The sequence below is a fragment of the Ignavibacteriales bacterium genome (assembly GCA_026390815.1).
In the GTDB taxonomy this organism is placed as follows: domain Bacteria; phylum Bacteroidota; class Ignavibacteria; order Ignavibacteriales; family SURF-24; genus JAPLFH01.
Map to the genome: position 1 here is coordinate 123,552 of JAPLFH010000024.1, position 13,252 is coordinate 136,803.

The following is a 13,252-nucleotide window of genomic DNA, read 5'->3' on the forward strand; positions in this document are numbered from 1 at the left end:
AGCTTATTACTTAGTTTTTCTTTTTTCACTTTGCTATATTTACACTCCAATTTATAAGGATATTAATGGCGCTAATAGACAAATTAAGATTGATAAAAGAAAGGTACGACAGAGTTATTAATCAACTTGAAGACCCGAACAATTTAAGTAACCAGGAAAAGCTAATCTCTTTAAGTAGAGAAAGAAGCGAACTTCTTACCATAGTTGATGCATATAATAAATACAATGAAGTTCTCAAAAACATCGATGGCAATAAAGAAATAATTGAAAGCGAAACCGACAAAGAACTTGTGGATTTTGCCGATGCCGAACTGACGGAATTAAAAAAAAGGAAAGAAGAACTTGAAGATGAAATTAAAGTAATCTTAATTCCGAAAGATCCAAACGATAATAAAGATGTGATTGTAGAAATCCGTGCGGGGACAGGCGGGGATGAAGCTGGATTGTTTGCTGCCGATTTGTACAGAATGTACTCCCGATTTTCTGAAATGAAAGGATGGAAGAAAGAAGTAATTGATATTAATGAATCGGGTTTAGGCGGATTAAAAGAAGTTGTTTTCTCTTTAAATGGGCAGGGAGTTTACGGCGATTTGAAATTTGAAAATGGTGTTCATCGCGTGCAGAGAGTACCTTTGACAGAAACACAGGGTAGAGTTCACACTTCTGCGGCTTCTGTTGTAGTTATGCCGGAGGTTGAAGAAGTTCAGATAGATATCGATATGAACGAATTACGAATTGATGTTTACAGAAGCGGTGGCGCTGGTGGACAGAATGTAAATAAAGTTGAAACTGCAATTAGAATAACTCACATTCCAACCGGAATAGTTGTTCAATGCCAGGATGAAAGATCGCAGTTAAAAAACAGGCAGAAGGCGATGAAGGTTTTACGAGCACGACTTTATGATGCAAAGCAAAAAGAAAGAACAGATGAAATTGCCGCTACCAGAAAATCAATTGTAAGAAGCGGCGACAGAAGTGATAAAATTAGAACGTACAACTTTCCGCAAAACAGAGTTACAGATCACCGGATTGGTTTAACTCTTTATAACCTTTCCAACATCATGGAAGGTGATGTAAAGGATTTAATCGAAGCGCTAAAAATGGCTGATAGAGCAGAGAAGCTAAACAGCAGTGTCGAAGCATAATCTTAAACTTCTCTTGCTTTGTGCTTGTAACAACCAATCCAAAATCCCACGAGTTGGTACAAACAAAAATGGACTAGCATCAATAAAATTCTATTTCTTTATAATAAAAACAAAAATTATATTAATATTGAAAATAGTATTGCCATCCTGAAATTCCCGGGTGGCTTTTCTATAAGCCAAAATTTCAAAGAGGTTTTAAATGATTAGCTTTAGAAAATTAATGTTCGCATTATTCTTCCTGGTTTTTCTTTGTGGAAATTTTTATAGTCAGAACCTAAGAGTTATTCAAAATGGAAACAGATATTATTTATCAAATAAAGTAATTGTAAAATTAAAAACAGCGGCGGTAGACAATTTAAATAAAAGCATTTCACTTTCTTCTTCGCTTTCCAGTAAATTAATCTTATATAAAGTTCAGAAAGTAAGTAAGACTTTCTTAATCAATTCGTCTTCCTCAAACTCATTAAATAATATTGTAACAATAGAATATTCATCAGAAGTTGATCCGATGATTGTTGCTGCAAAAGTCCGCAGTCTTGAAGGAGTGCTTTGGGCAGAGCCGCATTATGTTTATAAAATCAATTTTGTTCCAAATGATCCATCATATTCATTACAATGGAGTTTATCAAAAATAAAAGCTCAGGAAGCCTGGGATATTTCAAAAGGAGATACTTCGGTTATTATTGCGATTGTAGATACGGGCATAGATTGGGATCATCCGGATTTAGCAGCCAACATCTGGATCAACAGAAATGAAAATCCGAATAACGGAGTAGATGATGACCACAATGGTTTTGTTGATGATTACAGAGGCTGGGATTTTGGTGGACTGAGCGGTTCGCCGGATAATAATCCAATGGAAGACCGTCCGGACCACGGAACACATGTTGCCGGTATTGCTTCGGCGGTTACAGATAATAGTGTAGGTGTTGCATCCATCGGAAGTAAGTGTAAATTGATGGCTGTAAAAACTTCACAAGATAATTACCGGGATGGAAATGGCAATCCTTATATAGCGTACGGGTACGAAGGAATTGTTTATGCTGCCGATAATGGAGCTAAAGTAATAAATTGTAGTTGGGGTGGGTCGGGATTTTCTATGCTATCGCAGGCGGTTATAAATTACACTTTATCTAAAGGGGCGCTTGTAGTTGCTGGCTCTGGTAATAATGGTGTTTCTGAAACAGAGTTTCCCGCAGGTTATGATGGAGTACTTTCAGTTGCTTCAACTGGAACGAGCGATATAAAATCTTCATTTTCAAACTATGGCTATACTGTGGACGTTTGCGCACCCGGAGAAAGTATTTATTCTACCTGGATGAATGATGGCTATGCTTACTTGCAGGGTACGTCAATGTCTTCGCCATGTGCTGCCGGCTTAGCCGGATTGGTATTCTCCCAGTTTCCTAATCTTTCTCCAATGCAAGTCGGGGAACAAATACGTGTTAATTGTGATAACATCGATAATATAAATTCTTCATTTGCAAAGCAGCTTGGTGGTGGAAGAATAAATGCTTTCAAAGCGTTAAGTAATACAAATTCAATTTCTGTCCGGGCATACAGTATTCAATATACTGATTTGACTACCGGCGGAGATGGTAATGGAATTTTTAAACCGGGAGAAGAAGTTCAGATTAATGTTAAATTCAGAAATATTTTAAATGCTACTTCAAACCTTGTAATTAATCTGCAAAGTCTTTCTAATTTTGCCACTGTTGAAAATCCAGATTACAACGCAGGAACAATTAGTTCGCAAGATTCATTAACAGTAGCATTCAAATTTATTATAAACCAAAATGTACCGTACGATTATGTTCAATCATTCTTAATTAATTACAATGATGGCTCTTATTCAGACTTCCAGGGGCTGAATGTAACTGTAAATCCAACTTATCTAACTCAAGGTGGGAATGAAATTGAAATGACGGTTACAAGCAAGGGTAATCTTGGATTTAATGATTATGCAGATAATCAACAGGGAAATGGATTTAAATATAAAAACGGGAGCAACCTTTTGTTTGAAGGAGCCTTGATGTATGGAACGACAGCAACGAATGTTAATAACGTTGCGAGAAGTTCAGACGCTGGAGTTCAAAGCAAAGACTTTTCAATAGTACAACCTTTTACTCTGTACATTCCGGGCGCAATTGCTGACCAGGAAGGACTAACAATTTTTAATGATAATTCTTCTCTTAAAAAACTTGGGATTACAACAAAATTACACACGTATTCTTTCGCCAGTACACCCTTGGAAAAATCTATTATCCTTCATTATCGATTTACCAATAAAGGCAGGACAAGCATATCTAATCTTTATACTGGTTTATATTTCGATTGGGATTTATATGGTGGTTCCACTGATGAAACAAATTATGACTCCGTGAATAATTTTGGATACGTACATCCTACCGGCGGACAACCGGAGACTTATGTGGGTTGTGCATTAATCTCCTCTGCAAATTATGGATATTATGCGATACGCAATGAGGGTGGAGATGGTGGCTTTGGTGTATATGATGGATTTACTGATTCAGAAAAATGGGAAGCACTTTCCAGCGGTGTTTTTAAAAAGCAAGCCGGTCCCAGTGATATATCGATGGTTGTTTCTTCAGGACCATACTCATTAACAGTTGGCGATTCCGTTGATGTTGCATTTGCGATTTCTGCGGGGGATAATCTGGCAGACGTTCAGAATTCAATTAATGCAAGCCGTACAAAGTTTTCTCAAATTATAACTGATGTAGAAAATAAAGTTGTTAAGGAGTCTTTGGAATTTAGATTGGAACAGAATTATCCGAATCCATTCAACCCAGTTACAATTATAAATTACGAATTAGGAATTACTGGTAAAGTAACATTAAAAGTATATGATGTTCTTGGTAATGAAGTAGCAACACTTGTAAACGAGGAAAAGTCAGCAGGTAAATACCAAGTTGAATTTAATGCAGCGAATCTGCCAAACGGTAAATCAGCATTTTCAAGCGGAGTTTATTTCTATAAATTGCAATCGGCAGGATTTACAACCACAAAGAAATTTATTTTATTGAAGTGAGTGTTCTTAAATCAAAAATTAAATTTTGGCTGATGAATATGATTTATCAGCCATTATTTAAAGAGCACAATTTATGACACCCAAAAGCTTCATTCAAGTTTAACCGCGAGTTTCAAACCGATAAGGCTATAGAAGGACAAATTCATTGTTACAAAAAAGAAGATGATCAATCAGTACAGCAGTTTTTAACTATTTCTGGCAATGAATGAAGATGATATTGGAAAAATATAAGGTGATATATCTGATTACCTTTCTGCTTAAGCTATTCATATAATCCATAGCAAATCTTTAAGTCCATTTCATGTAGATGTTTTGTGTTATTTTCAAAAATATATTTTTTAAATAAATTTTTTGTTTCAAAAAAAAGTTATATCTTTCTTTCAGTTTAAATCTATATAAAATAAAAAACCCGAAGTAATAGCATACTTCGGGTAAAACAATAAATCCCAAAAATCTAACAGTCGGCTTGATGTTGGGACTCTTAATAACACAAGGTTCAACTTAAACCTTCCAAGAGAAAAAGTCAAGCCATTTGTATCATTCCTTTAATAAGGAGGACGCTAATGTCTTCAAAAAAAGGAAAACCTGGATATATCAAAATATTCACCAAGAAAATAACTCTTCGTAATGGAAGAGTTATATATGCTGGAGAATGTGGGCTTAAGGCCTTCTGTATCTGGGTTAAATCCAAATAATGAAAAAGCCGGTCTTTGGACCGGCTTTAATATTTCAATCATACCAAATTAATTTTTGAAGCAATAAATACTCTCATAGACTTATAGCATTTTACTGGGGTATTCTGGAAGAGTATTTGGATAAAAGCCTTTTGATTTGATTGTGGCAGATTGTAAGACGAAGAATATAAAAACACTCTGACAAGCATCTCTTCACTGAATGATCAAAGCATTAGTTTTCAATTAAAGAATGACTTTGTTGAATGTGGGAGATTCCGTTGTATTGGTAATAAGTTCGGAAAAGATTTTGATGTTATATTGATGCAAAAAAATATTTAATATATAATAGACAGATTAAAAATTTCCCCCCATTTTTTTGTGGTGTTCATCTAAAGTGCTGATGATAAATTATCCGAAAGAAGTACTTTGTCTTTAGTCGAAATTCAATTTTATGTTTACAATTTCTGGTCGGTTTCCCAATCGTATTGGTGGTCCCCATCCGCCAAAACCGCTTGAAACATAAAAGTGCGTATTCCCTTTTTTCTTATAACCCCAGCTAACCTCATAAACCATTTCGGTAATATAGTTGAATGGCCAAAGCTGTCCGTGGTGTGTATGTCCGGATATTTGTAAATCCACTCCATTCTCAACTGCTTCATTCAATCCAAACGGTTGATGATCCATCATAACAACTGGAAGGGTTTTGTCTACGCCCAACATAATTTCTTTTAATTCTTTCCTTTTCTTATGGGCAAATTGATTAATGCTTCTGTCTTCTCTTCCAACCAAATAAAAGCTGTTGTTAATCTTAACCGAAGTATCGCGCAGCATTTTTATTCCATGCTCACCAAGATATTTTACTGCGGCTTCAACTCCGCCAATGTATTCATGATTTCCGGTAATTGCATAAACTCCGTGTTGGGCTTTAATATTTCGCAATGTATCTCCAAGATCTTCCTTTATAACCGGCGCAAGATCTTCATCAATTATATCACCGGCAAGCAACACAATATCTGGCTTTAAGGAATTGATTGTATTTACAAGAAAACTCAGGCGCGATTTACCAATTATTGTCCCAAGATGAATATCAGAAGCAACAACAACGTTCCAGCTTGTTTGTGAATTAACTTTCTTTGGAATATTTATCTCCAGTGTTTTAATGCGGGGATTAAGAGCATTTATCCTTCCGGCAATTAACGCCAAGAAAGAAATTGAAACAAGGATTATCGCTATAACCTGTTTTGTTTTTGCGTAATCTTTAAATATAAATTGAGGAAAAATTCCTGTTAGATAATTGATCAGTCGGAGGATATCTATCAGCAAAACACCAAGTAAAAGATAAACCATTATTGCAAGCCAGAATGATCCGATCCAAACAAAGACATCACTAAATGTAGAGAGCGCGAAATTTTCTATAACTCTTCCTGCAAGGTAAGAAAGCGCTAGAAACAAAAAGAGGATCAGGTAATAAGTCCTGATTGGTGAGTCTTTTGGAATTGCCTGCCATCCGCGGATGAAGATGTAATAATTAACCGATCCATAAATGAGAAGCACAATAGAAAAAAAGATTATAAAGTTTTTCATTTTATTTTGGAAGTTTTCTTGTTGACAACATAGTTTAGCTAAAAGAGGTTTCAGAGCGTTTAATAAATCTCTTTTTATAATCTAATTCAAAATTAACCCCTCCATGTAAATAATTCAAATTTCAATCGGCAGATACAGTTTTAATTAAGGTAAACCGATCAGCTTTTCTGGTAAATCAATCTAAAAGAAGAAACCAAAATCAATTTCAGGTTGTCAACAGTATATAAAAATTCCATTTCTTTTACAGAATTAATAAAATTTAGGATATAGAGGTTCGAAATGAAAAAGATATTTTATGCGTTTGTTATTTTATTTATGTCAATAAGTTTTTGGCAATGTAGCTCTACAAAAGATTTAGCAAGTATCTGGAATGATAAGAAGATAACCATTGATGGAAACCAGGAAGATTGGCAGAACAAACTAAATTATAATACTGATGAAAATATTGCCTATGGATTTTGTAATGACGATGAAAATTTGTATTTGTGTATAACAACCGGAGAAAGAGCCCGGATGTTTCAGATAATAAGATCCGGGTTTACAATATGGTTTGAAACAATCGGTACTGATGGCAAGACAATCGGAATCAAATATCCAATCGGAGAATCAGCGTTTAATCGTGATGAGTCGATGAATATTAATCGGGATGAAATGGAAAAATTAAAGATGGAAGAAATTATCAATAAATTTCAATTGACCGAAAATGAATTCTCAGTTCTTAATAAGGAAAAATTTCCATTAACTGCATTTAATCTTCAGAATAAAGCAGGGATAGAAATTAAATTGGGGTACCACCTTCAACAATTTGTTTATGAAATGAAAATTCCATTAAAAGGATTGAGCCCAAAAGAGTACTGTGTAAATGCTAATCCTGGAGATGTTATTAAAGTTGGATTTCAAACAGAAGAATTTAACCGCGAGAGACTTGGAAACAAGAACATGGGTGATGGAATGGGGCAAGGAATGGCAGGGGGTAGACGTGGAGGAAAATCAATGGGCGGTGGAGGAAATCGCAAGGGCAATTTTCCGCAGCAATTGAAACAGTTAGATTTCCAGGTAAAATTAACGTTAGTGAGTAGCACGGGTGTGATTCAAAAATAGAAATCCGATTTGAATTTTTATCAAAAAGAATCTGGAAGTAATTGAATTATTTTTTTATTAAATGATTTTAATTCTTACATCAACTGCAGAAAAAGAATCATTCTCATCAATAACCAGCGGATTGATATCGAATTCCGAAATCTCATCGTAATCTAAAATCATTTGGGCGGCTGACTTAATAATTCTATTTAGCATTTCAATATCAATTGCCTTTTCTCCGCGGACTCCACCAAGAATTTTTCCAATCTTTGTTTGGTGAATCAAATCTTCAACATCATAATTTGATAAGTGAGCAGATTTAATTCTTGTATCATTAATAACTTCAACATATTTTCCACCGCTCCCAAACATAATCATTGGTCCAAAGGACTGATCTCTGAATCCGCCCAGCAGCAGCTCGTGTTTGGTTTTTAAGTATGGTTGAAGCAAAAATCCTTCAACGGAAAAATTATTTCTTTTAAAGTTTTGTATCATATCTTCAACAGCAGTAATCAATTCTTCTTTTGATTTGATATTAAGTTTAACCGCTTCAAATTCTGATTTATGAACAACATCTTTGCTTATTCCTTTTAGTACCAATGGGTATTTAAGTTTGTAAATTTCTTCAAGTCTGTAAAGCTCATCTTCGGTGAACATAAAATTATGAACCAGCGGAAGATTATATTCTGCAGCAAGCTGATCAATTTCCTCTGGAAGCAGATAACCCGGATTAAATGAAAACTTTTTGGGAGAAGATGATTTATTTAGTCGTTCATTTAAATCATTTTTATTTCTCTCACCACTTTCTTTTAAAAACAGCATGTTGGAAATAACTTCCACAGTGTCCTCTGGATTTCTGAACACTGGTTTTTTAATTTTTGAATTCTGCCTGTAATCATTCCAGAATTCCGGCAGTGGCATACAAACCTGAAGAATTGGTTTCTCCGAATGAATTTGGTAAACAGCTTCTATTACAGGAAGCGGTTGAACCATAACTGGCTCAACAAAAATTGAAATAACAGCATCGATATTGTAATCGTTGATAACGGTTTCAACAACTCGTTTATAAACTTCGGCGGTTCCTCCTGGAAGCAAGTCAACCGGATTTTCTACACTTCCCTCTCGATGTACAATTTCTTTAAGTTGCTTTTTTGTTTCATTTGTAAATGAAGCTAAAACCAATTGTCTTTTCTCCAAAGCATCAACAGCAAGGATTGCCGGTCCGCCGGCGTTTGTTATAATGGCTACACGGTTTCCTTTCGGTGCCGAGAAATATTCAAAACCTTTTGCGGTGTTAAAAAGTTCGTTTAAATCAGCGGCGCGGATAATTCCAAATTGATTCATTACTGCATCAACAACTTTATCGCTGCTGCCAAGAGCGCCGGTGTGCGATGAGGCTGCTTTCATTCCTTCTAAAGTTCTTCCGGCTTTTAATACAATGGTTGATTTTGTAATTTTTCTTTCGTAGAAGTTCTGTATAAATTCTTTTCCATCAACAAAACTTTCCAAGTAAAGAGCAAGTATTTGTATATTATTATCTTTCTGCCAGAAATCAATTATATCATTCTCATTAACATCCACTTTATTGCCAACAGATATAAAGTGTGCAAATTTAATATCAGTATCTCTTAATGAATTTAACACGGCGGCACCAAGCGCCCCGCTCTGGGATAGAAAACCAACTTTGCCAAACTCGGGTTTTTCTGCAACGAATGTTGCATTAAGTTTTACATCGGCAGATGTATTTATTACACCCATACAATTTGGACCAACCAAACTTGCGCCGGCAACTTTTACTTTTTCTAAAATATTTTTTTCAATTTGTTCCCCTTCCCTGCCGGTTTCCTTAAATCCAGCAGTGATTAAAATAATTGACTTTACATTCTTGCTCAATAGTTCATCAAGCGTTTGCTCAACAATTGATTTCGGAACAAGGATGATTGCCATATCAATTTCTTCATTAATGGAAGAAATAGTCTGATAACATTTTAATCCAAGTATTTCGTCTGCCTTTGGATTTACAGGAAACACTTTTCCTTTATATCCGTAAGTAAGGATTGTTTTAAGAAGCTCATACCCAATGCTTTTTTCTTTTGTGGAAGCTCCAGCAACGCAAATAGATTTTGGATAGAAGAAGTTTTTAAGATTTGAATTCATTTTGTAAAGATAAATTGTTTTTCCAATGATGGCGAATGTTGAACCAGCCAGCAGAAAGCAAACAAGGAACTACCAATTTAATTGTCAGACTTTTCTGGTGTAAGTTCAAAAGTTATTTTTTGAAAACATTGCAAAAATAACAAAAGGAAAGGACAACGAGAATTAAAACTTTAAAGGTTTGAAATCACTTTCCCATCTTATAATACCGCAGCTCAATTATAATTTAGATGATCGTAATGCTACTGTAAATTAAAAAGTTCCCCAATTCTAAAATATTTTACTTAAAAAATTATTCTTGACACTTCATACAAATAGATTTAGTTTCCATCGCACGCAAAAGTGTTTAATGCACATAAAAAATAGGTTTTATATGAGAATTTTTTACTTTTCAAAATTTATTATAAATGCTGCTTTATGGATTTCAATTTCGGGCAGCCTTGTGTTTGCAGCAAATGGAAAGATTACTGGAAGAATTACAGATAAGCAAACAGGCGAATCAGTTCCATCAGCAAACATTATAATAACACACGTTATTTTGTCTAACGGCTCTGAAGTACCGGTAAATTTTTCTCGCGGTGCTGCTGCAGATCCAGAAGGTTACTACTTTATTCTTGATGTACCGCCGGGCAAATATACAATTAAAGCAAGCAGTATTGGCTTTTCTTCTGTAACACAGAAAGATGTTGAAGTTGGATTGGATAGAACAATTTCACTCAACTTCCAATTGTCATCAACTGCTATTGAGGTAAACCAGGTTGTAGTTACAGCAAAGCGGGAAATTGTTAAACAGGACGTTTCCGGTACACAAGAAGTAATTGCTACAGAACGCATTGAACATATGCCCGTGTTAAGAGTTGATGAATTTATAGGGAAGATAAAGGGAGTAGAACTGCAGAGCGGCGCTGAAGGAAATGGATTGAGTGTTCGTGGTGGTGCAATTAGAGAAACAGATGTGCGGTTAGACGGAATTTCTTTGCAGGATCCAAGAACAGAAAATTCCTACTTGGCTTTAAACTCAACGTCAATCCAGGAAATACAAATTCTAACCGGCGGTTTCCAGGCAAAGTATGGTGGAATTCGTTCCGGCTTGTTGAATGTTGTAACCAAAGATGGAAGCAGGGACAGATACCAGGTGTCTATCAAAATGGATGTAGCTCCTAAAAACCAAAAAAGATATTTTGGTACAAATCCATGGAGTAATGAATCTTGGATTTATAGAGTTTATGCTGATACATCAGCAAATGGTTATGCTTTCCGTGGCGTTCCTAAAGGTGATACAACTGTGCCGTTTGAGTTCAGGTCCTTTAAAGGTTGGGGTGGTAAAACGCCACGTTCTGGCGAAAAGCTTCTTGATTCAGTTCAAAACTGGCAATTATGGAAAGCCCAGCATCCGCAATATACATTTCAGGATAAACCGGATTATTACATTGAAGGAAGTATAAGTGGTCCAATACCTGGATCTTTTATTCCAATTTGGAGTGAGTTTGCAGATAGAACTACTTTTTTGTTAGCATGGAAATATGAAAACTCGCAGTTATCATTTCCGGTTGGTCCAAGAAATAATTATGAAGATTGGAATGGTCAATTAAAGTTAACCACCATTCTTCCTAATATGAAACTTTCGGTTAATGGAATGTATTCAAAAATTAATACTGTTAGCGGTGGAAGAACAACAAGTTACGGTGGTGCTTTGCAGGATTATTCCCAAAGCTTTAGTTTTCTTAACAGCACATCATCCTCTGTAACTGCACAAGCAGGCTTAATCGGAGGCGGAAATTATAGACAACTATTTAATAGAAGCAGACTTCAATTTTATGATCAACGCCTTGTGGTTGGAGGTGCAAAGTTAACACATACTCTTAATCCAGCAATGTTCTATACTTTGGATTTTCAGGTTGGTTATACTGATCAAAGTTTACAACCATTTAGAATGGATACTACTGGTGGCAAAAACCTGGTTTCTTTTTATAGCGAAAAGAAGAAGACTTGGTATAGCTATTCCGTTCCCAACTACGGAACTCCAAACGCTTCCACTAACCTGCAACCTGATGTTCTTAATACGTACGATATGTACGGTGGAATACAAAGAATAGATTCATCATATTCTTATGTTTATCAATTTAAGGGTGATTATACAGCTCAGCTTGGCAGACACCATCAGATAGAAGCAGGATTTTCGGCACGATTACAAGATATGTTTGTTTATGCCGGCACATGGCTTCAAACACAATTATCTTACACACCAAATACTTGGCAATATTACAAAGCCAAACCTTTAGAGATGGGTGTTTATTTACAGGATAAAATAGAATTTGAAGGATTGGTTCTGAATGCAGGACTAAGACTTGATTATCTTAATCCAAATAAGGGTGGATTTTCCGCAAAGTTTCCGCTTGATGAAGAATATATTAAGCTATATAACGAAACTTATTTAAACCTGCCGGGTGAAGAACAAAGTTTTGAGCGCTGGAAGGAATGGCGGCAGCTTCTTGATTCTCCACCAGGATGGCCCAGAACAGAAAATAAAATTCAGGTTTATCTTTCGCCACGTATGGGTGTTTCATTTCCAATTACTGAAACAAGCAAAATGTATTTTAATTACGGACATTTTTATCAACGCCCGCCAATCTCGTTTATGTATAATTTATATATAAATCCAGGCAGTGTTACTGTTCCAACGCCGGATTTAAATATGGCAAAAACAGTTTCATACGAATTTGGTTATGAACAATTGTTCCTTGCAGATTTTCTTGTAAATGTAACAGCATACTATAAAGATGTATCTAATGAACCTCTTGCAAGAACATTTATTAATTATTTTGAAAACAACCAGGTTACTCAATATTTTCCAGATGCATATAAAGACATTCGTGGTGTAGAAGTTAGGTTTGAAAAACCGGTTGGTCGATTTGTCAGCTTTAATGCAATGTACGATTATCGGTTAACAAGTGCTGGGCAAAGCGGCTTAGCAGTAGTTTATGAGAACAGATTGAAAGCCAGGGAAGGAGAACTAAGATCAGCTTTTATTTCCACAAGTGAGCCTTTGCCAAGAGCAAATATAAATCTTAATCTTCATACACCAGATGATTTTGGACCTGAATGGTTGGGTACAAATTGGCTCGGTGGACTTTTTGCTAATTTCTTTTTTGAATGGAAAGATGGTGGAAGAATATTACTTAATCCGGAAGAAGCTGATATTAAAAATAGAATTTATGTAGATGTTGTTAATTACTGGAATTTAGACTTTAGAGGTTCAGCACTTTTCTCTACTCCGTGGGGTAGTTTGGAACTTGTTGTTACTATTCAAAACCTAACTAATAACAAATGGCTAAGCACTGGAAATATGACAACATCTCAATTAAATGATTATAAACAATCTTTAAAAACCCCGGATAAAGGTGGAAACGATAAGTGGGGAGAATATGATAAGCCATATATTAAAACTGGCTGGTATGATGCACCACTATTCCTTAATCCAAGAAGGATAGTTCTGGGCTTTAGGTTGAATTTGTAGATTGAATAAGTTGTCCACCAACTTTACACGGGATAAAAAAATATCA

General features: G+C 35.4%; 7 protein-coding genes. 5 read left to right on the forward strand and 2 right to left on the reverse strand.

The window, feature by feature from the left end; translation table 11 throughout:
* Positions 1 to 65: 65 nt before the first annotated feature.
* From prfA to NTX22_08210, 3 genes are all read left to right on the forward strand, one after another.
* On the forward strand, positions 66 to 1,145 hold the full coding sequence (prfA, locus tag NTX22_08200; GenBank protein ID MCX6150486.1) for a peptide chain release factor 1: 1,080 nt from the start codon (positions 66 to 68) through the stop codon (positions 1,143 to 1,145).
* A 199-nt stretch (positions 1,146 to 1,344) separates the two neighbouring features.
* Positions 1,345 to 4,197, forward strand: a complete 2,853-nt coding sequence (locus tag NTX22_08205; protein ID MCX6150487.1) for a S8 family serine peptidase — start codon at positions 1,345 to 1,347, stop codon at positions 4,195 to 4,197.
* 563 nt (positions 4,198 to 4,760) lie between these two features.
* Positions 4,761 to 4,892, forward strand: a complete 132-nt coding sequence (locus tag NTX22_08210) for a hypothetical protein (GenBank protein ID MCX6150488.1) — start codon at positions 4,761 to 4,763, stop codon at positions 4,890 to 4,892.
* Positions 4,893 to 5,303: 411 nt separating this feature from the next.
* Here the strand turns inward: NTX22_08210 and NTX22_08215 are convergent, their stop codons facing one another.
* Positions 5,304 to 6,455, reverse strand: coding sequence for a metallophosphoesterase (locus tag NTX22_08215; protein ID MCX6150489.1), 1,152 nt, complete (start codon positions 6,453 to 6,455; stop codon positions 5,304 to 5,306).
* 279 nt (positions 6,456 to 6,734) lie between these two features.
* Between NTX22_08215 and NTX22_08220 the strand changes: the two genes are divergently transcribed.
* Positions 6,735 to 7,556: a hypothetical protein gene (locus tag NTX22_08220; protein ID MCX6150490.1), complete on the forward strand. Its 822-nt coding sequence runs from the start codon at positions 6,735 to 6,737 to the stop codon at positions 7,554 to 7,556.
* 57 nt (positions 7,557 to 7,613) lie between these two features.
* On the opposite strand, the gene NTX22_08225 is transcribed toward NTX22_08220, so the two are convergent.
* Complete coding sequence (locus NTX22_08225) at positions 7,614 to 9,692, reverse strand: acetate--CoA ligase family protein (GenBank protein MCX6150491.1); 2,079 nt, start codon at positions 9,690 to 9,692, stop codon at positions 7,614 to 7,616.
* 370 nt (positions 9,693 to 10,062) lie between these two features.
* Here NTX22_08225 and NTX22_08230 point away from each other — a divergent pair, with 370 nt between their 5' ends.
* On the forward strand, positions 10,063 to 13,206 hold the full coding sequence (locus NTX22_08230) for a TonB-dependent receptor (protein ID MCX6150492.1): 3,144 nt from the start codon (positions 10,063 to 10,065) through the stop codon (positions 13,204 to 13,206).
* Positions 13,207 to 13,252 lie beyond the last annotated feature (46 nt).